Origin of the sequence: Microbacterium sp. NPDC056569 (assembly GCF_042793475.1) — a bacterium.
Classification (GTDB): domain Bacteria; phylum Actinomycetota; class Actinomycetes; order Actinomycetales; family Microbacteriaceae; genus Microbacterium.
The window spans coordinates 203,474-223,500 of sequence record NZ_JBHTUV010000007.1 but is presented as its reverse complement, the minus strand read 5'-3'; the positions used below and the strand labels follow the sequence as shown (position 1 = coordinate 223,500).

Annotated in this window: 18 protein-coding genes; 12 read left to right on the top strand and 6 right to left on the bottom strand. The window is 70.6% G+C overall.

All coding sequences use genetic code 11. From position 1 onward, the window contains the following. Positions 1-103 precede the first annotated feature (103 nt). The 12 genes from ACFQ7C_RS10500 to ACFQ7C_RS10445 all read left to right on the top strand — a co-directional run bounded on the left by ACFQ7C_RS10500 (position 104) and on the right by ACFQ7C_RS10445 (position 12,063). A complete protein-coding gene (locus tag ACFQ7C_RS10500; protein ID WP_378900162.1) occupies positions 104-775 on the top strand; it encodes an FHA domain-containing protein in 672 nt (223 codons plus the stop codon). A 76-nt stretch (positions 776-851) separates the two neighbouring features. Then, positions 852-1,592: a hypothetical protein gene (locus tag ACFQ7C_RS10495; protein ID WP_378900159.1), complete on the top strand. Its 741-nt coding sequence runs from the start codon at positions 852-854 to the stop codon at positions 1,590-1,592. 118 nt (positions 1,593-1,710) lie between these two features. Next, entirely contained in the window at positions 1,711-2,004 is a 294-nt protein-coding gene (locus ACFQ7C_RS10490) for a WXG100 family type VII secretion target (protein WP_109212292.1), read from the top strand. A gap of 80 nt (positions 2,005-2,084) precedes the next feature. Beyond that, positions 2,085-2,414: a WXG100 family type VII secretion target gene (locus tag ACFQ7C_RS10485; RefSeq protein ID WP_378900156.1), complete on the top strand. Its 330-nt coding sequence runs from the start codon at positions 2,085-2,087 to the stop codon at positions 2,412-2,414. Beyond that, positions 2,411-2,704 carry a hypothetical protein gene (locus ACFQ7C_RS10480; RefSeq protein ID WP_378765147.1) on the top strand — a complete coding sequence of 98 codons (294 nt, stop codon included), beginning with the start codon at positions 2,411-2,413 and terminating at the stop codon, positions 2,702-2,704. Before ACFQ7C_RS10485 ends, ACFQ7C_RS10480 begins: the two co-directional genes overlap by 4 nt. Further along, positions 2,701-5,211, top strand: a complete 2,511-nt coding sequence (locus tag ACFQ7C_RS10475; protein ID WP_378900153.1) for a hypothetical protein — start codon at positions 2,701-2,703, stop codon at positions 5,209-5,211. The genes ACFQ7C_RS10480 and ACFQ7C_RS10475 overlap by 4 nt, the downstream gene beginning before the upstream one ends. Beyond that, positions 5,204-5,587, top strand: coding sequence for a hypothetical protein (locus tag ACFQ7C_RS10470; RefSeq protein WP_378900150.1), 384 nt, complete (start codon positions 5,204-5,206; stop codon positions 5,585-5,587). Before ACFQ7C_RS10475 ends, ACFQ7C_RS10470 begins: the two co-directional genes overlap by 8 nt. After that, entirely contained in the window at positions 5,584-5,829 is a 246-nt protein-coding gene (locus ACFQ7C_RS10465; RefSeq protein ID WP_378900147.1) for a hypothetical protein, read from the top strand. The genes ACFQ7C_RS10470 and ACFQ7C_RS10465 overlap by 4 nt, the downstream gene beginning before the upstream one ends. A gap of 62 nt (positions 5,830-5,891) precedes the next feature. Beyond that, on the top strand, positions 5,892-7,493 hold the full coding sequence (locus ACFQ7C_RS10460; RefSeq protein ID WP_378900144.1) for a DNA-3-methyladenine glycosylase 2 family protein: 1,602 nt from the start codon (positions 5,892-5,894) through the stop codon (positions 7,491-7,493). Then, complete coding sequence (locus tag ACFQ7C_RS10455) at positions 7,490-7,999, top strand: methylated-DNA--[protein]-cysteine S-methyltransferase (protein WP_378900141.1); 510 nt, start codon at positions 7,490-7,492, stop codon at positions 7,997-7,999. The genes ACFQ7C_RS10460 and ACFQ7C_RS10455 overlap by 4 nt, the downstream gene beginning before the upstream one ends. Positions 8,000-8,392: 393 nt before the next feature. Continuing rightward, positions 8,393-10,252, top strand: coding sequence for an ABC transporter ATP-binding protein (locus tag ACFQ7C_RS10450; protein WP_378900138.1), 1,860 nt, complete (start codon positions 8,393-8,395; stop codon positions 10,250-10,252). Continuing rightward, positions 10,234-12,063: an ABC transporter ATP-binding protein gene (locus ACFQ7C_RS10445; RefSeq protein WP_378900135.1), complete on the top strand. Its 1,830-nt coding sequence runs from the start codon at positions 10,234-10,236 to the stop codon at positions 12,061-12,063. Before ACFQ7C_RS10450 ends, ACFQ7C_RS10445 begins: the two co-directional genes overlap by 19 nt. Positions 12,064-12,320: 257 nt before the next feature. On the opposite strand, the gene ACFQ7C_RS10440 is transcribed toward ACFQ7C_RS10445, so the two are convergent. From ACFQ7C_RS10440 to ACFQ7C_RS10415, 6 genes are read right to left on the bottom strand one after another with little or no spacing between them, the layout of a single operon-like run. Continuing rightward, a complete protein-coding gene (locus tag ACFQ7C_RS10440) occupies positions 12,321-13,235 on the bottom strand; it encodes an N-acetylglucosamine kinase (protein ID WP_378900132.1) in 915 nt (304 codons plus the stop codon). Continuing rightward, entirely contained in the window at positions 13,232-14,203 is a 972-nt protein-coding gene (locus tag ACFQ7C_RS10435) for a glycoside hydrolase family 113 (protein WP_378900129.1), read from the bottom strand. The genes ACFQ7C_RS10440 and ACFQ7C_RS10435 overlap by 4 nt, the downstream gene beginning before the upstream one ends. Further along, entirely contained in the window at positions 14,200-16,716 is a 2,517-nt protein-coding gene (locus ACFQ7C_RS10430) for a glycoside hydrolase family 2 protein (protein ID WP_378900126.1), read from the bottom strand. The genes ACFQ7C_RS10435 and ACFQ7C_RS10430 overlap by 4 nt, the downstream gene beginning before the upstream one ends. Further along, a complete protein-coding gene (locus tag ACFQ7C_RS10425; protein WP_378900123.1) occupies positions 16,713-17,618 on the bottom strand; it encodes a carbohydrate ABC transporter permease in 906 nt (301 codons plus the stop codon). The genes ACFQ7C_RS10430 and ACFQ7C_RS10425 overlap by 4 nt, the downstream gene beginning before the upstream one ends. Continuing rightward, a complete protein-coding gene (locus ACFQ7C_RS10420; protein WP_378900120.1) occupies positions 17,615-18,607 on the bottom strand; it encodes a carbohydrate ABC transporter permease in 993 nt (330 codons plus the stop codon). The genes ACFQ7C_RS10425 and ACFQ7C_RS10420 overlap by 4 nt, the downstream gene beginning before the upstream one ends. 21 nt (positions 18,608-18,628) lie before the next feature. After that, positions 18,629-19,942 (bottom strand): ABC transporter substrate-binding protein, encoded by a 1,314-nt coding sequence (locus ACFQ7C_RS10415; RefSeq protein ID WP_378900117.1) that lies wholly within the window; start codon positions 19,940-19,942, stop codon positions 18,629-18,631. Positions 19,943-20,027 lie beyond the last annotated feature (85 nt).

Genomic DNA, 20,027 nt, shown 5'->3' with positions numbered 1-20,027 from the left:
TGCTGCGAGCCGTCGGTGGGGCGAAGCGATTACTGTGGAACCAGGCCGGCCGTGCATCGGACACGGCGGGGCCGCCGCTCTCGCGATCTCGAGGATCTCGCCCATGACCACCCACTGCCGCTTCTGCGGCGAGGCCGTCCGGCCGAACACGATGTTCTGTCCCGCGTGCGGGCAGATCATCGTCGGCGACGCGCCGCGCCCGCAGGGTGCGCCCCCCTTCCCCACCACGGGTGGGCGGCGGCAGGACGCCCCGGCCCCCGGCCACGCGCCCGCCGAGCTGCCGCCCGTGCCGCTGCCCGACGTGCCGGCCTGGGGGCGCCCCGTGGCGCAGCCGCCCGCGCCGGCACCGGTCGCGGCGCCCGCGCCGATCACGTCAGCGCCTCCGGCCGCACCGCCACCCGCCGCGGCTCCCGCGCCCGGACCGCTGCGGACGCCGCCCCCCGCCGCCCCCGGAGCCCTCGCTCTGCTGCTCCCCGGGGGTGCCCGGATCCCCGTCGACCGGGTGCTCGTGCTGGGCCGCCAGCCCGCCGCCGGGGCGGCGCAGCGCGGGGGAGTGCCGGTGGAGGTCCTCGACCCGTCGCGTTCCATGTCGCGCGTGCACCTCGTGGTGCAGACGCGCGCCGACGGCGGCACGACCGCCACCGACCCCGGCTCGGGCAACGGCACCGTCGTCGTCCGCGCCGGGCGGAAGCATCCGCTCGTCCGCGACGTCCCGTTCGAGCTGGCGGCGGGCGACCGGCTCGCCCTGGGCGACGTGATCGTCGACGTGGCGTGACCGCGACGACGCCGGACCGCCGCCGTGCGGCTCTCGCCCCATGCCCCACAGCCCCCTTCCGCACTGAGGAGACACCATGACCGACATCTCTGCCGATCCGTGGCGTCAGTTCGTCCAGTCGGGCCGCGCGCTGCGGCTCGAGGTCGACCGCATGCAGCTGACGGCGACCCTCGCCCGCAACACGCGCTACCTGCTGGTGATGGGCGGCATCTGCCTCCTGGTCGTCGCGGTCATGATTGCGCTGCTCGTGACGGATCTCGGACGCGCGTTCACGTACGTCCTGCTCGGAATCCTGCTCGTCGTGATGCTGGGCAACGTCGGGCTGGGGCTCATCTCCCGCCGGAGGGTGCTGAAGACCCTGGCGGTCGAGGACGTGTTCATCGAGGTGGATGCGGCGGGCCTGCGCCTCGCCGGCGTGCCGCCGCTGACCTGGGGGCAGACGCTCGGCGTCGTCGTGTCCGACAACCGGGCGACGATCGACCAGGGCAAGGGTCTCGGGCGTCGGCTGCGCAAGCTCACCTACGACACCGGCGGCTCGCTGAACTCCGTCGTCATCGGCCTGCACGACATGCGCTCCGTGCGGGCGGCGGCGAGCGGCCCCCGCGTCGCGTCGCTCGATCTCGGCATGCACGATCACGGCGCGGTCGTGCTCAACCTCGATGTCGCCCTCAACCGCGAGCAGTGCGATCAGGTCCGCGAGGCGCTGCGCGCGGCGACGACCCTCAACGGCGTCCCGTTCCAGTTCACGTCCGACAACGGCGTCGTCGCCAAGGCGACGCTGGAAATGGGCGGCGGAAAGCGACTGACGGTCGCCTGAACCGCGGCATCCGGCACCCATGGGGAATTGTCCCCATGGCGCCGACCGCTGTGCATGTCAGGATGAGACCGAAAGTTTCACGCGGGCGGACACCGCCCACGAACCCACGGAGGATCCCATGGCGGACATCAAGGTCACTTCCGAGTCGCTCTCGGGCGTCGCGAACCAGCTGGCGTCGGGCGCCACCGCGATCGAGTCGCAGCTGAGCAACCTCAAGTCCCTGGTCCAGGGCCTGATCGCGGGTGACTGGGGTGGGGCCGCGTCGCAGTCGTTCAACGAGCTGTACGAGCAGTGGGATGCTGCCGGCCTTCAGCTGAAGGAGTCCCTCAACGGCATCAGCGACCAGCTGTCGAAGGCGGCGCTGGCCTACGAGGAGTCCGAGAACAACATCTCGAACAGCTTCCGCGCCTGACCTGTCCGTGACGGACCGGGCCGTCGGCCCGGTCCGACCGCCCCTGCGGGGGCGATGATCGACGTGAAGGGAGCGCTGTCGTGGCGCACTTCTCCGTATCGACCCCTGCGCTCGGGTACTCGGCGGCGTCGATGGCTGCGGCCCTCGCAGACTTCGACGCGCGGGTGGCCCAGGTCTCGGCATCCGTCAACTCGGTCGTCGGCGCCTCGTGGACAGGTGACGCCTCCGACGAGTTCGCGACCTCCTGGGCCGAATGGCTCGCCGGTGCCGCGACCACGCGTGCTGCGCTGGCCGACATCGTCGCGCGCCTGCAGGGCGCAGAGGCGGGATATGCGACCACGGAGGCTGGTCTGACCGCCGCGTCGCGTACCTCGCGGGTGAGCGCACGGCAGCCGGGGGAGCACGCATGAGTCAGCACACCTTCGACATCGCGCAGCTGCGCGAGCTCGAGACCACCCTGTCGAACCTCGTGCAGTACTGCACCGACCTCGAGACCCACGCGGCGGGCGCCACGGCCGCCGCCACCGGGCAGTGGTCGGGTGTCGCGAGCGTGGAGTTCCTGACACGCGTGCAGACGTGGCAGGTCGGAGCCGTCTCGCTCCGCGCCTTCGCCGAGGACCTCAAGACGTGGGCGGGCGACGCCGCGACGGCGTACGAGACCGCTCAGACCGACACCCAGACGATGTGGGCCAGCCTGTGAGCCAGAGAAGAATCGACCCGACGCAGTACATCGCCGCGGCCGACGAGTTCCGCGCGATCAGCGAGTCCGCCGCGAACCGTCTGTCGGACGCCCGCAGCTCGCTGGGCCAGTACGCCCGCATGGCCGGCGACGACCCCGGCGGCGAGCAGCTCGCCCAGGGCTACGACGACATGGCGCGCGACGCCCTGCAGGCGCTCTCCGACATCGCGGTGCTCGCGAACACGATGGACCGCGCCATCATGCAGAGCGGCTGGAACCACGCCGCCGCGGAGGAGGCAGCAGGCGGCAAGCCCGCCGGGTCCTTCACCGTGCGACCGGCGCGCACCCCCGTGAGCGTCGGGGCGCCGCCCTCGGCCTTCGGCGGCAGCGACGACACCCCCGACGCGTGGGACGTCGTCAAGGACTTCGTCGGCATGATGTGGCCCAACGCCGACGTCGCGAAGCTGCGCAGCGCCGGCACCACGTGGGACGGCGTCGAGAAGGACGTCCGTGCCCTCGCAACGGAGATCCGCCAGGCCGACAACGCGCTCATGGGCCTCAACAGCGCCGAACTGGCGAAGCTCCGCTCCGAGGTCGGCGATTTCGCCACCGACGTGTCGGCCGCCGCGGGTGACATCTCGGAGGTCGGCGACCTCTGCCGCGAGTACGCGACCGACGTCGAAGAGGCGCACCGCGAGGTCATCCAGATGCTCGTGCAGCTCGCGATCGAGATCGCGGCGACCGTCGCGATCGGCGCCGCGCTCAGCGTCTTCACCTTCGGCGCGAGCGCGGTCGTCGCGGGCGGCGGCCTCACCGCCCGCATCATCCTGGTCGCGCAGCGGATCGTCACGTTCCTCACGAAGGTCTCGGGCACGGCGGCACGCATCGTGGCGCGGCTGGCCGCGATCTCGGCCCGCGTCGTCCCGCTCGCGAACCGCTTCCAGCGGACCGCGCGCATCGTCGTGAGCGTCACGTCGGGCACTCTCGCCGCCGGCTCGTCCGAGCTGCTGGTGAAGGGCAGAGACGGCAACCTCCTCGTCGCCATGGGCAGCGGCCTCGTCGGCGGCGCCGTCACCGACACGGTGGCGCTGGCGTTCGGAAAGTACGGCCAGCGCGTGGCTGTGCAGGCGCTGGCCAACGGCGCCGGCGGTGCGTCCAGCGGCGCGTCGAACGGCCTGCTCAACGGCGACGGCGTCGACATCCGCCAGGTCATCATCGGCGGCGCGGGCGGCAGTGTGATGGGTGCGGGCATGTCCATCCGTGGACGCCGGGGCGGCACGTCGAACGCGGCGGACCCCGGCAGCGGCAATGTCCATACTCCCGACGCCGAGGGTCCGCGGATCGGCGGATCCGACGGCCCGAGCACCGGCGACGGCAGCGGCATCGGGCGCCAGCCCGACTACGACGGTCCCCAGGTGACCGGCGGAAGCGACAGTGCCGGCAGCGGCGCGGGCGACGGTGGCTCCGGCACGCGGCCCGACTACGACGGTCCTCAGGTGACGGGCGCGAGCGACAGCAGCGGCAGTGGCGGCGACGGTGGCGGCATCCGCATTCCCGAGGGCCAGGCGCCGCAGTCGCCGTCGGTGGACGTCACCCCGCCGGTGGGTGACAGCCACAGCCCGACGCCGACCGTGGACGCGCCTCACGTGCCGACCGGTGGTGCGGACGCCCCGACGGGCGGCGTGGACGCCCCGACGGGCGGCGCGGACGCCCCCACCGCTCCGCACGGCGGCGATGCTCCGACCACGTCCGACGACATCTCGCGCCAGTTCGACGAACTGGAGGCGGACATCGACCGCCAGTTCGACGAGCTGGAGGCGGACATCGACCGCCAGTTCGACGAGCTCGAGGCGGACATCGACCGCCAGTTCGACGAGCTCGAGGCGGACATCGACCGCCAGTTCGATGAGCTGGCGGACGGGGCCGACGGGGCCGACGGAGCCGACGACATCGGCTCGCCTGCCGACGTTCCCGACGCCGCGGACGCGGTCTCTCCGGCGCCGGCTGACGGCGTGGCCGCAGGCGCAGATCCGGGGACTCCCGACCCCACGGCGGACACGCACATGCTGGGCGACCCGGGGGATTCCGTCCACTACGAGAACGGGGTGCGCTTCTTCGGGCCCGAGCAGCTGGACCTGTGGCTGGGCGGCGCGAACCTGGGCAGACCAGGCGACGCCGTGTTCTTCATGCCGGAAGCGGATGCCTCCCACGTGTACGACAGTCTGAGCGCCGCCATCGAGAGCGGCATGGCCCCCAGCGCCATGAACGCCTGGCGTAACGGCGACGATGTCTTCGGCATGATGGTCCCGCTCGATGGAGTGCCGCAACGGCTCCCCACTTACACCGACGCGGGTGGGTGGGAGCACTTCGTCCCCGGCGGCCACACGGCGGTGAAGGTGGGCGACGAGTTCTTCCTCAACCCGACGCGGGAGTTCGTCATCGATGGAGGCAGCCCGATGCCGAGCGGTACCATCATCTTCCGCCTCCTCGACGGAGGAAACTGGGAGGTGATTGCGATCCATGGCTGACGATGAGTCGAATGAGAACGCTCTCGACCGCGCGGCGACCGCGGCGCAAGCGGGTCGCGCCACCGTCGATGAGCTGGTGGCGGCATTCCTCGACGCCCCGGTCGTACTGCCGAGCGCGACCGATCCGATGACATCACCCACCCAGCCCGTGCTGGTCACGATCGATGGGATCCAGCACGTCGTGATGTTCGACTCGCTGGCGACGGCCGGGCAGGTCTCGCATCTCGCGCGCTACGCCGCGTCGATGAGAGGGCGCGACGCCCTCGGAGGAGTGCGACCGGGAATCGGGGTGCTCGTCCGCACGGCCAACTCCGGATTCGATCTGTCGCCGCAATTGCTCGACGAGATTCGCGCCAAGCAGACGCCAGGAGCATGACCTTCAGCGAACCCGCCGACGGGAGGGGGTGTCCCTGGTGCCGGGAGAAATGGATCTGGCGATCCGACGAGCCCCGGCTGCTGGGGCAGAGTCGTGACTTCCAGGTCCAGGTCTATCGTTGCGGCCGCTGCGGCACGTACTGGGAGGAAGGAATCGTCACCCCCCGCGTGATCACCCGCGACCAGGCTCTGGAACGGCTGCCCGATCTGGAGGAGCGCGAACGACTCGCAGGGCTCGACTGACACCGCACAGCCATGTCCGATTTCCGCGAGCCGATGTCGGGGGAGCGTGTCAGGCTGGAGGCATGAGCCTGGCTATGACGTTCGAAGAGCGGTACCGCGCGATCGACTCGCGCGACGCCCGCTTCGACGGGCAGTTCGTCACGGCGGTGCGCTCGACCGGCATCTACTGCCGCCCGAGCTGCCCCGCGCGCACGCCGAAGCCGTCGAACGTCACGTTCTATCCGACGAGTGCCGCCGCGCACGAGGCCGGCTACCGCGCGTGCAAGCGCTGTCTGCCCGAGGCGGCACCCGGCTCGCCGCAGTGGAACCTCCGCGGTGACACCGCCGGGCGCGCCATGCGGCTCATCGCCGATGGCGTCGTCGAGCGCGAGGGCGTGCCCGGGCTCGCCCGCCGTCTCGGCTACTCGCCGAGGCACCTGACCCGGCTGCTCACGGCCGAGCTGGGCGCCGGCCCCCTCGCCCTGAGCCGCGCGCACCGCGCGCAGACCGCGCGCATGCTGCTCGTCGGCACCGATCTCTCTGCCGCAGACGTCGCGTTCTCATCGGGGTTCGCGAGCGTGCGCCAGTTCAACGACACCATTCGCGAGGTGTTCGGGATGCCGCCGCTCGAACTTCGCGCCCGACGCCGTGTCGCACGGCACGAGGGGCCGGTCACGTCGGCACCCGGTGTCACCATCGACCTCGCACTTCCGCACCGCGGCACGCTGGACGCCCCCGGTCTGTTCGCGTGGATGGCGGCTCGTGCCATCCCGGGTGCCGAGGGGGCGACGGCGTCGACCTTCGCCCGCACGCTCCGCCTGCCGCACGGTCCTGCCTGGTTCGAGCTCCGCCTCGACGACCTTGGGCGGGTGCGGCTGCGGGCCGCGCTGACGAACCTCGCCGATCTGTCCACACTCGTCACGCGGGCGCGCCGCCTGTTCGACCTCGACGCCGACCCGGACGCGGTCGACGAGTCGCTGGCGAGGCATCCCGAGCTCGCTCCGCTCGTCGCCGCGCTCCCGGGCATCAGGGTGCCGGGCGCGGCGGACCCGCACGAGATGCTGATCCGGGCGATGGTCGGACAGCAGATCACCGTGGTCGCGGCGCGCACCGCGCTGACGGCGCTCACCACCGCACTCGGCGAGGAGGTGCCCGCATTCGCGGGCATGCTCTCGGCCGACACGGGGACGTCGGCCGGCGCCGGCCCCGAGAAAAGTCCTGAGCCCGTGCGACTGTTCCCGACGATGGCGGCCATCGCCGATCACGGCCCCGAGGTGCTCCGCGGTCCCGCCGCGCGCATCCGGTCGATCACCGGTGCCGCCGCGGCCCTCGCGGACGGCTCGCTCACCCTCACGGCCGGCGACGATGCCGCCGACCAGCGCGCCGCACTCCTCGCCATGCCCGGGATCGGACCCTGGACCGCCGACTACGTCCGCATGCGCGTGCTCGCCGACCCCGACGTCTTCCTCCCCGGCGATGTCGCCGTGCGCGCGGGCGCCGCCGCGACGGGACTCCCCGCCGACCCGCGGGCGCTCGACGACTGGGCCGCCCGCACCGCCCCCTGGCGCAGCTACCTCACCGCCCACCTGTGGCACGCCGTCCCGCCGAAGCCCGCCGCAGCGCGCCGGGGCGCAGCATCCGTTCCGTCCGTCCCCACCCTCACGACCACCGGAGGCATGTCATGACGACCGCCATCATCCAGACCGTCGACACGCCCGACGGCGCGTTCACGCTCCTCGCCGACGGCGGCGGGCGGGTGCTCGCCTCGGGCTGGACCGCCGACACCGAAGCGATCCTCGCCCGGCTCGGGGAACGCGTGCGTCCGTCATCCGTCCAGACCGGCGAGACGGATGCTGCCGCCGCCGTCGCCGCCTACTACGGCGGCGACCTCGCCGCCATCGACACGGTCGAGGTGTCGCAGCACGGCACCGCGATGCAGCTCGCCGGCTGGGCGGCGCTGCGGCGGATCGCACCCGGACGCCCGCTCACCTACAGCGAGTTCGCCGTCGAGCTCGGGTCTCCGAGCGCGGTGCGGGCCGCCGCATCCATCTGCGCGCGCAACGCGCCCGCGCTGTTCGTGCCCTGCCACCGGGTGCTGCGCACCGACGGCACGCTCGGCGGGTTCGCGTGGGGCCTTCCCGTCAAGCAGCGCCTGCTCGACCGCGAAGCGGCGGTGCCCGCGCTCGTCTGAACCACCGCTGCACCCGCTTTCCGGGGGACCGGAAAGCGGTTGTTGCTTTCAGAGAATTCCCAGGGATATGCTGGAGGGCTGTCGCGTCGCTACGACCTAGCGGCGCGCACAGCCCTTTCCGCTGAGCCCAAGGAGGAAGAAATGTATCAGGCCGCCGTCGCCGCGAAGACCGCCTTCGTCCTCCGTCTCGCGGGACCCCGCACCGTCTCCTGGCTGCCGCGTCCCCGCGTTCAGGGGTAGATCCGCTCCTCGCACCTGCCGGCTCTGCCGGATTCGGCATACCGCCGTCCCCCGGAGCGTTCCTCCCGAGGAAGCTCCTTCTCATGACAGCGCTCCCACGCGCCGTCGCCACGCGACCCGACGACGGGTCATCGCAACACCCCTACAAGGATCATGACCACCACCGCCCTCGCTGAACGATCAGAACAGCCGCAACGGTCCGAACTGTCCACCTTCAGAGCCCTCGCCCGGCTCCTTCCCTTCGCGAAGCCGGTGCTTCCGCGTCTCGCGATGGGCGCCGCCAGCGCGCTCGTCGCGAGCCTCCTCGCGCTGACCATCCCGCTCGTGCTCGAGCAGGTGGTCGGCGGGCCGATCGCGTCCGGCGACATCGCGCTGATCGCGTGGGGCGCCGCCGCGATCCTCGCGCTGGGCCTCGCCGAGGCCCTCATGGTCTGGCTCCGTCGCTGGTTCGTGCTCGGACCCGCGACCATGGTCGAGTACGAGCTGCGCCAGACGTTCTACTCGCGCCTGCAGCGCCTGCCGGTCGCGTTCCACGACCGGTGGCAGTCCGGGCAGCTGCTGAGCCGCATGATGCAGGACATCAGCATGCTGCGCCGCTGGCTCGCCTTCGGCCTCGTGCTGCTCGTCGTCAACGTGATCACCATCGTCGTCGGCACGGCGCTGCTGTTCCGCTGGCACTGGCTGCTCGGCACGATCTTCCTCGTGACGTCCGCGCCGCTCTGGTACGCGGGGTACCGCTTCGAGAAGTCGTACGGCACGCTCGCGCGCCAGTCGCAGGACCAGGCGGGCGACCTCGCCACCTCTGTCGAGGAGAGCGTGCACGGCATCCGCGTGCTCAAGGCCTTCGGCCGCGGCAAGCACGCGCTGCAGAAGTTCACGCGCCAGGCCGAGACGCTGCGCGAGACCGAGCTGAGCAAGGCGCGCGCCGTCGGCTGGATCTGGTTCTGGCTCGTGCTGCTGCCCGACATCGCGTTCGCGCTGTGCCTCGGCGCCGGGATCTACCTCACGGCGCTCGGCCAGCTCCAGGGCGCCGAGCTCATCGCCTTCTTCGCCATGGCCACCGTCCTGCGCTGGCCGATGGAGTCCATCGGCTTCCTGTTCTCGTTCCTCCTCGACGCGCGCACCGCGACCGACCGCATCTTCGAGGTGTTCGACGAGCAGAACACGATCGTCGACCCCGAGACTCCGGCCACGATCGCGAAGCCGCGCGGCGAGCTCGCGTTCGAGGGCGTGCACTTCCGGTATCAGGATGCTGCGGAGCGCGAGCGCGACCTTCTCGACGGCGTCGACCTCGTGCTGCGGCCGGGCGAGACGATGGCGCTCGTGGGTCTCACCGGTTCGGGCAAGACGACCCTCACGACGCTGCCGACCCGCCTGTACGACGTGACCGGCGGCCGCGTGACGCTCGACGGCGTCGACGTGCGCGACCTGACGCTCGGCGAGCTGCGCCGGCACATCGGCATGGCTTTCGAGGACGCGACCCTGTTCTCCCAGTCCGTGCGCGACAACGTGCTGCTCGGCCGGGAAGACCTCGTGCCCGGCAGCCCCGAGGCCGAGCGGGTGATGCGGGAGGCGCTCGACGTGGCGCAGGCGTCGTTCGTCGACGACCTGCCGGACGGCGTCGACACGATCATCGGCGAAGAGGGCCTGTCGCTCTCCGGCGGTCAGCGCCAGCGCCTCGCGCTCGCGCGCGCCGTCGCGGCGCGGCCCGCCGTGCTCGTGCTGGACGACCCGCTGTCGGCGCTCGACGTCGACACCGAGGCGCTCGTCGAGGACGCGCTCCGCGAGGTCCTGCACGAGACGACGGCCCTCGTGGTCGCGCACCGCCCGTCGACGGTCACGCTCGCCGACCGCGTCGCGCTGCTCGAAGCCGGACGCGTGACGGCCGTCGGCACGCACTCCGAACTGCTGCGCACCAGCGAGCACTACCGCCACGTGATCTCGAGTCTCGAAGTCGAGGAAGCGCGACTGCGGGCCAGACAGGAAGACCAGGAATGGGAGGTGACCCTGTGAGCACCACGGTGACCGGAACGAGCGGCGAAGACCGCTCCGACTACACGCGCGCCGAGAGCAAGGCGATCCGCAAGCGCTCGCTGCGCCTGCTCGGCTCGCTCATCACCCCGGTGCGGGGGCAGCTGATCCTCGCGGGTATCGTGCTCGTCGTCTCGACGGCACTGCGCGTCGCGGGCCCCTGGCTCATCGGCATCGGCATCAACAACGCCCTGCCCGCAGCGGTGGAGCAGATGAACTGGATGCCGACGATCCTGGTCGTCCTCGTCTACCTCGTCACCGCGATCGGCGGCGCTGCCCTCATCGGCTGGTACGTCGTCGTCGCGGCGCGCCTCACGCAGGCGATCATGCTGGACCTCCGCAAGCGCATCTTCCTGCACACGCAGCGGCTGAGCCTGGAGTTCCACGAGTCGTACACGTCGGGCCGAATCATCTCGCGGCAGACGAGCGACCTCGACACGATCCGCGAGCTCCTCGACGGCGGACTCAACGAGCTGGTCTCGGGCATCCTGTACGGTGCGTTCACGCTGGTGGCGCTCTTCATCGTCGACTGGCAGTCCGGCGTGATCCTCACGGTGATGGGCATCCCGCTCTTCCTCCTGATGCGCTGGTTCTACACGCGCTCGCAGCTGGTCTACCGCGAGTCGCGCGTCATCAGCGCCAAGGTGATCGTGAAGTTCGTCGAGACGATGACGGGCATCCGCGCCGTGAAGGCCTTCCGCAAGGAGCCGCGCAACGACGAGGAGTTCGGCGGTCTGGCGATGGACTACCGCGACGTCAACATGCGCTCGATCCGCCTGTTCGGCACATTCGAGCCGGGGCTCATGGCCGTGGCGTCGTTCACCCTCGCGATCGTGATCGCGTGGGGCGGCATCCGCGTCGTCGACGGCGCGATGGAGATCGGGTTCCTGCTGTCGGCGGTGCTGTACGTCCGCAACTTCTTCTCACCGCTGCAGGAGGTCGCGTTCTTCCTGAACTCGTACCAGTCCGCGACGGCGGCTCTCGAGAAGGTGTCGGGAGTCCTTGAGGAGGAGCCCACGGTCCCCGATCCCCAGCACCCGGTCGACCTCTGGGCGGCGAAGGGCCACATCCGGTTCGACGACGTGCTCTTCGGCTACTCGCAGGATCGCGTCATCCTTCCGGATTTCTCGCTCGACATCCCGGCCGGGCAGACCATCGCGCTCGTCGGCACGACGGGCGCCGGCAAGTCGACGCTCGCCAAGCTCGTGTCGCGGTTCTACGACCCGACGCGCGGTGCGGTGACGCTCGACGGAGTGGACCTGCGCAGCCTGCACCCGAAGGACCTCCGCCGCGCGATCGTCATGGTCACGCAGGAGGCGTACCTGTTCAGCGGCACGGTCGCCGACAACATCGCGCTGGGCAAGCCCGACGCGACGCTCGAGGAGATCCAGGCCGCGGCACGCGCTGTCGGAGCGGACGCCTTCATCCAGGCTCTCCCCGACGGCTACGCCACCGACGTCAACAAGCGCGGCGGACGCGTGTCGGCGGGGCAGCGCCAGCTGATCTCGTTCGCGCGGGCGTTCCTCGCGGACCCGGCGGTGCTGATCCTCGACGAGGCGACGGCGTCGCTCGACATCCCGTCGGAGCGCCAGATCCAGGACGCCCTGCAGACGCTGCTCGCCGACCGCACTGCGATCATCATCGCGCACCGCCTGTCGACGGTCGCGATCGCGGACCGCGTGCTGGTCATGGAGCACGGCCAGATCATCGAGGACGACACCCCCGAGGAGCTGATCGGCGGCACCGGCAAGTTCGCCCAGCTCCACGCCGCGTGGCGGGAGTCGCTGGTCTAGACCCCCGCCGAGACCCCGGATGCCCCGGCCCCCCTGTCCACACAGGGCCGGGGCATCCGTCGTCTCCGCTGCTCGCCCGCCCGCCCCGAATCTGCTCACCTGTCGCAAAATGCCACGCCGGGCGACACGTTGTGACAGGTGAGCACACCCCCGATCTGCTCACCTGCCGCAAAGTGCCACGCCGGGCGACAGGTTGCGACAGGTGAGCAGGAGGTGGGGGTGGATGGGGGGTGGGTGGGGGGGTGTGCGGGGCCGGCTCAGGCGTGGGCGATCGACACCGCGTGGGCGAGCGGATGCTGCGGCGCGAGGGCCGCGAGGGCGGCGGCGCCGTCGATGCCGTGGCCGAGGGGCTCGACCAGCGTGACGTCGAACTCGCTCGCGGCGATGTGCGACGCGAACGCCTCGCGCAGCTGCGGGGAGCGGAACACGCCGCCGATCGCGCACGCGGCGAAGTGCTCGCCCTCGTCGCCGGAGCGCACCCGGCGCAGGGCCGTCTCGACGCTGTGGGCCAGTTCGCCGCCGGCGCGGACGGTGATGTTCTGCGACACCGCGTCGCCGTCCGAGGCAAGCCGCGCGACGTGGGCCGCGAACGACGCGACGACGCTCACCCGCTCGGGATCGGACTGCAGGTGGATGTACGCCTGGCTGAGGTCCGGCCACCGCTCCTCCGCGACGGCGCGGAGCGCCGTCGTCGGCCCGCGGCCGTCGTACTCGCGCATGACGGCGTCGAGCGCCTCGCGGCCGATCCAGTAGCCGCTGCCCGCGTCGCCCATGAGGTATCCCCACCCGTCGACCCGGGCCACCCGCGAGGCGCCCACCGCGAGCGTCACCACCCCGGTGCCCGCGGCGACGACCGCGCCCCTCGTGTCGCCGAGAGCCCCGAGGAACGACGTCGTCGAGTCGTGGGCGAGGATCACCTCGTGCACGGCGGCGTCGTCGATCCGGGCGAGGAAGGCGGCAGCATCCGATTCCCGCGTGGTCAGCCCTGACACCCCCGCACTCACGACGGAGATCTCGGCGCCCGTGCGCTCGATCGCGGCGCGCGCGACAGCTGCGAGCTGAGGGAGGAGCGGTTCGCCGGTGCGGATGCCCGGGAAGACGATGTCGTGCTCGCGCACGCGCACCTTGATGCCGGTCTGGCCCGCGTCGATCGCGAGGACCCCGGCGGTCATCGCGCGGCCCCCGCCGACAGCGCCGTGTACTGCACGCGGAGATACTCGCCCGCGGGCTTGCCGTAGGGGCAGTAGTCGTCGTTCGACGCGGCCTCCTCAGCGGAGTACAGCCGCGCGGGCCAGTCCCACAACATGAATCCCCCCACCCAGGCGCGCTGCGCGCACGCCTCGAACATGACCCTGTAGTACCGCAGTTGCTCGTCGCCCGAAACCTCGCCGGGCAGCGACCAGTCGTTCGGTCGCGCCGGCGACCCCTCGCGCGACGGGCAGCCGGCCTCCATGAAGAAGAACGGCTTGCCCATGGCGGCGACGGCCCGTTCGATGCGATCGAGCTCGGCCTCCCACGCGTCGACGGGGTAGTAGCCGCTCGAGGTCACGACGTCGACGGCATCCCACCAGCCCAGGCGGTCCTCCTGGTACTTGTCGCAGTTGTACGTCACGATGCCGGAGTACTCGGCCCGCACGGCGGCGATGAGCTCGCGCCAGTCGGCCTCGCGGGCGTCGGCGCGCACCATCTCGCACCCGACGCAGAGCATCTCGCAGCCCTCGACTTCGGCGATCCGCGCCGCGTGCACGATGAACTCCCGGTAGGACGCGAACCACTCCGACCACGTCGGCTCGCCCGGGACGTCCTGGTCGAAGAATCCGATGTACGCGCGCCACGTGCCGTCGGCGACGTTGACGACGGGCTTGAGGCACACCTTCAGCCCGAGCGCCTTCGCCTCGCGGATCGCCCACACGATCTCGTCGTCGGTCACGGTCGGCTCCTCGCGGAACCGCACCTCGGTCGACTGCGCCGTGTCCTGCAGGGCGGAATAGGCGAGGGCTGTCCAGTTCACGCCGTGGTCCGCCATCAGCCGCATCGACTCGGATGCCTCCGGCGTCGCCCACGTTCCGCGCACGCCGGTCCATCCCCAGGTCATTCCGGCCACGTACGGCCCGAGTGCCTGGGCGGTCTCCGCGGTCACGAGACGACCAGCTCGTTGGCGGTGCGCAGCACCCGCGGATCGGACAGGACGGATGCTGCGAGCCCCTCGCCGTCGTGGCGCACGACGAGCGTCGCGCTCTCGCCGGGAAGCAGGGTCATCAGCGCGTCGGACGCCACGGCGTCGGGGTCGACCTTGTCGACGAGGAGCGTGAGGTCGCGCACCAGCGTCGAGGCGGTGAGCGTGACCCGCGTGCCGCCGGCGGTCGGCTCGGTGCGGACGTCGACGTCGGCAGCGCCCAGCGCCGAATCGCGCGGCTCGGCGAAGAACCAGGAGCCCCGCACATCGTCGACGCCCGCCACCACGAGTTCGGACGCCGCGTCGCCGGCGGTCGCCACGTCGCCGGGCAGCGCGACGGTCACGGTCTCGCGCGGGGCGAGCGAGACCGCCGTCGCGAACCGCGCGAGCTCGTCGCCGCCGAACCCGACCCGGCGTGCGAGGAGTTCGCCCTCCCACGTCTCGGCGGTGTCGTTCACCAGCACGGCGGCCAGGTCGCCGCCGCGAGGCTGGATCGTCGCCAGGCGTGGCGCGAACGCGTGCTTCAGCCCGTAGTACAGCGGCTTCGGACGCTCATCGCCGTCGATCGCGGCCCACGAGGTGACCGGCCAGCAGTCGTTGAGCTGCCACACGATCGCGCCCTGCGTGTGCGGCGCCCATGAGCGGAAGTGCTCGAGCGCAGTGCGCACGGCCAGCGCCTGGTTGAGCTGCATCGCCCAGTGCCAGTCCTCCATGGCCTCCGGCATCCGGAAGTGGGGGATCAAGCCGTTCGAGAGCTTGGTGTTCCCCTCCATCGCCTTCTGGTGCACGATCATGCCCGGCGATTCCGGTGTCAGCGGCGCGTCCGAGACGGAGCGCACGAGAGTGCTCCACGCCGGCGGACCCTGCCACCCGAACTCGGCGACGAACCGCGGCCGGTGGTCGCGGTACGTGTGCCAGTCCTCGCGGTTCCACTGCTCCCACAGGTGCATCGACCCGTGCTGCTCGTCGTTCGGGTGAGGCCCGGTCTGCGCCTCGCCGTCCCAGCCGGCGCCCGGGCTGAAGGGGCTGCCCGGCGCATAGGGCACGTGCGGCGCGAGCTCGGCGACGAGCGCCGGGAACAGCTCGTAGTAGTAGTGCGCACCCCACGTCTTGCCGTCGAGGCGCAGCTTCCAGCCCCAGTCCTCGTAGCCCCAGAGGTTCTCGTTGTTGCCGGTGAGCAGCACGAGCGAGGCGTGGTGACCGAGCCGGACGATGTTCTCGCGCGCCTCCGCCTCGACCTCGGACCGCAGCGGGTCCTCCTCGGCGTACGCGGCGCACGCGAAGAGGAAGTCCTGCCACACCAGCAGGCCCTGCTCGTCGGCGAGCTCGTAGAAGTCGTCGGACTCGTAGAGTCCGCCGCCCCACACCCGGATGAGATTGAGGTTCGCGTCGAGCGCCTGCTCGAAACGGCGCCGCAGCCGGTCGCGCGTGACGCGGACCGTGAGCGCGTCGTCGGGGATCCAGTTGACGCCCTTGACGAACACCGGCTGGTCGTTGACGACGAGGGTGAACGGCGTGCCCGCCTCGTCGGGCGTCACGTCCCAGCGCACGTCGCGGAAGCCGACGACCCGATGTGTCGCATCGATCACGTCAGGACCGTCGCCGTGCAGCCGCACGTCCACGACGTACAGCGGCTGCTCGCCGTAGCCCGCGGGCCACCAGCGCTCGACGGCCGGCATGTCCAGACGCACACGCGCGCGCTCTCCCTCGACCACCACGGTCGTGCCCGGCAGCGCGTCGTCGTCGAGTCCGGGTCCGTTCACCGCGACGTGCACGGAGAGCGGAACGGATGCTGCGGACCCGGCGCGCTCGAGTTCCACCTCCACCGTGATCGACCCGCCGTCGCCGTCCGGCGTCGCGACGACGCGCGTCTGGGCGAGGCGAGCGACCGACCACGACTCGAGTCCGACCGGCTTCACGATGCCGCTCGTGTAGGTCGCGATGCCCCAGTCCCAGCCGAAGCTGCACGCCGACTTGCGGATCGCGTCGTAGGGGAGGGGGTACGGGCGCTGGCGCACGCCGAGCGCGACACTCTGCTCGTTGGCGTACTTCACGGGCGAGCGGAACCGCACCACGAGTTCGTTCTCACCCTCGACGAGCGCGTCGCGCACGTCGAACCGGTACGAGCGGTGCTGGTTGGCCGTCGCGCCGATCTCGCGGCCGTTGAGGAGGATCGTCGTCACGGTGTCGAGGCCCTCGAACACGAGATCCGTGCGGTCGGCGTCGTCCGGCGCCCACGTGAACGTCGTCGCGTACGTCCAGTCGACCAGTCCGATCCATGCCAGCGCGGACTCGTTGTCGTCGAGGAACGGGTCGGGGATGAGACCCGCCGCCAGCAGGTCGGTGTGCACGCACCCCGGCACCGTCGCGGGGACGGCGGCGGCAGCATCCGTGATGAATCCATCCGGGACGGGACCAGCGGAAGCCTGGAGCGTCCAGCCGGCGTCGATCGGACGGAAGGAGAGGGAAGAGGTCACTTGACGGCTCCTGCGGTGAGGCCCTTGTAAATCCAGCGCTGAAGCAGCAGGAAGGCGATGAGAGTGGGGATGATGACGAGGACGGTGCCGGCCGAGATGACCTCCCACTGGGCGCCGAACGGTCCCTTGAACCGGAACAGCGAGGTCGAGATGAGGCCCTCCGACGGCAGGTAGAGGAACGGTGCGTAGAACTCGTTGTACACCGCGATGCCCTTGATGATCACGACCGTCGCGATCGCGGGGCGCAGGAGCGGCAGCACGATGCGCCAGTAGATCGTCCAGCGGTTGGCGCCGTCGATCATCGCGGCCTCGTCGAGCGAGACCGGGATCGACTGCATGAACTGGATGAAGAGGTAGATCGCGATGATGTCGGTGCCCATGAAGAGCAGGATCAGCGCGGCCTTGGTGTCGTAGAGGCCGAGACCGTTGATGAGCTGGAACGTCGCGACCTGGCTGGTGACGCTCGGGATGAGCGTCGCGACGAGGAACAGCCCGAAGACGAGCTTCTTGCCGCGGAACGAGAAGCGGTCGAGCGCGTACGCGGCCATCGTGCCGATGAAGATCGTGCCGGCGAGCGACACGACGAGCACGATCGTGGTGTTCACGAACCCCTCGAGCATCTTGCCGCTCGTGAACGCGGTGACGAAGTTGTCGAAGTTGAGCCAGTTCTCCGGCGGGTCGAACGGCCCGGTCTGCGCGTACTCCGGGGCGGTCTTGAGGCTCGCGAACAGCAGCACCGAGAGGGGCAGCAGCGTCACGACCGCCGCGACGATGAGGCTGAGGTACTTCGCCGTCGTCGCGCTCACGCCGCGGAGGCGCTCGAGCGGCGAGCGGCCGCGGGTGGTGCGCGGCGGCGTCGTGCGCTGCGGCATCGTGCGGAGGTCTTCGGTGGTGGTGGTCATGTCAGGTCGACCTTCTCGTCGGGGAACACCTTTCGCTGGATCCAGGTCACGACCAGCACGATCGCCAGGAGGACCACGGCCATGGCGGACGCGAGGCCCACCTGCCGGAAGGTGAACGCGGTCTGCAGCGTCTGGATCACGAACGTGGCCGAGCCGTTGGCGCCGCCGGTCATGATGAACGGAATCTCGAAGACGCTGAGGCTGCCGGCGATCGCGAGGATGAAAGACAGCCCGATGACGCGGCGGATGCCGGGGAAGATGATGGCCCAGAACTGCTGCCAGCGGCTCGCGCCGTCGAGGTCGGCCGCCTCGTACAGCTCGTGCGGGATCGACTGGATCGCGCCGAGGAAGAGCACGAAGTTCATGCCGGTGTAGCGCCAGACCGAGGTGCCGGCGAGCGACCAGTTGACGACGTCGGGGTTGCCCAGCCACTGCGGCGGGTCGCTGACGCCGAACCAGCTGAGCACGGTGTCGAGCGTGCCGCCGGGCTGGAACAGATAGAGGAACACGAACCCGATCGCCACACCGTTGATGAGGTACGGGAAGAACAGGATGCCGCGGAAGAGGTTCGAGAACCGCGTCGAGAAGCTGAGGATCGTCGCGAAGTACAGCGCGATCGCCATCTGCGCGAAGGACGCGAAGAAGTAGTAGAGGCTGACGCCGAACACCGAGAAGATGCGCGGGTCGGTGAAGACCTGAACGTAGTTGTCGAGCCCCACGAAGTTCTTCTGGAGGTCGATGCCGTCCCAGTCGGTGACGCTGAAGTAGAAGAGGTTCACCGCCGGCCAGTAGGTGAACAGCAGCAGCAGTCCCACCGCCCCGGCCAGGAAGAACCACGGGGTGAGGTGCTGGAGGACGCTCCGTCCGGCGGAGCCGCCGCGCCGGCGGCCGGTCCGGCGGGGTGACCCGCCGAACCGGCGCGCCCGCACGGGCGCGGAGAGGACGGCAGGGGCATCCGCCGGTGCCGCACCGGGTGTCGCAATGGCCATGTCGCTGCCGTCCCCGTCCGCTCAGCCCTGGAGCTTCTCGACCGAGGCGCCCCAGCGCTCGTTCAGCTCGGCGAAGTAGCTCTCCTTGTCGCCGTCGGCGGCGCCGCGGGCGATGTCGACGAGCTTCTGACGGTAGATCGGGCCGTAGAGGTCGATCTGCGCGTCGTCGGCCACGTTGTTGATGAGGCCCTCCTTGCCGGCGGGGGCGGGGTTGATCTCCATGAGCTGGACGCCCGCCTCCTCGAAGCCGGCGAGGTTGTCGGGGAGCGGCTTGTCGATGACGGGGGAGATCATGCCCTGTGCCTCGGTGTAGCCGGAGTCCTCGACGACCCACTGGATCCACGCCCAGGCCGCGGCCTTGGCCTTGGAGTGCTTGCTCACGGCGAGGTTGTAGTCGCCGCCGATGACGGCGAGCTGCGTGCCGTCGACGTTCGCCGGGAAGGCCATATAGCCGATGTCGTCGGCGGACGCGCCGTTGTCCTCAGCGGCAGCCTGCATCTGTGAGATCGCCCATGAGCCGAGCGTCATCGCCGCGATCTTGCCGGTGCCGAGGTCGACCTTCGACTGCTCCCAGTTGGTGGTGAGCGGGTCATCCTCGGTGAGGCCGGCCGCGACGCTGTCGTACAGCAGCGAGTCGATCGCGTAGACGTCGGTGCCCTCGGTCCACGGAGCGGTGTCTTCGGCCATCGTGATCGGCGCGTCGGCGTCGTCGGTGACGACGCCGAGGTTGCCGAAGCTCTGCGTCAGCGGCCAGCCGTCCTTGTAGTTCGTGTAGAGCGGGATGGCGTCGGTGTTGTCCTTGACCTGCTGCAGCGCCTCGAGCCACTCGTCCTCGTTCGTCGGCAGCGCGGTGACGCCGGCCTCTTCGAAGACCTTCTTGTTGTAGACGACGCCGTTGGCGTTGCCGCCCCATGCGATGCCGTACTGCGTGCCGTCGTAGCTCGCTGCGGGCAGGAAGCGGTACGTGTCCTCGAAGTCGGCGGTGTCGCCGAGCGGCTCGAGGAACTGCTCGTACTGCTCCGGCTTGATCGCCGGGATGCCGATGACATCGCCGTAGTTCGTGGTGCTCATGCGCGTGAGCATCTCTCCCGCGTAGTCGGTGATGCCCTCGAACGTGACGTTCACGTCGGGGTACTCCTTGTTGAACTCCTCGGCGTACTTGTCGAACGTGCCGTCCTCGACGAGGTCGGTGCGCCACGTGACGACCTTGATGTCGCCCTTGACCTCGCCGTCGATCGTGTTGTCGGCGTCGCTCGCGCCGCCGCCCGCGCAGCCGCTGATCGCGACCGCGGCGGTCGCCAGCAGCGCGATGCCCGCGAAAGCCTTCTTCGCCATGTGATGTCTCCTTGTCAGGTTCGCCCTTGAACTGCCGGTGCGCGTCGTCGCACCGTTGCGTGGTTCGTCGCGCGGTCAGAATATG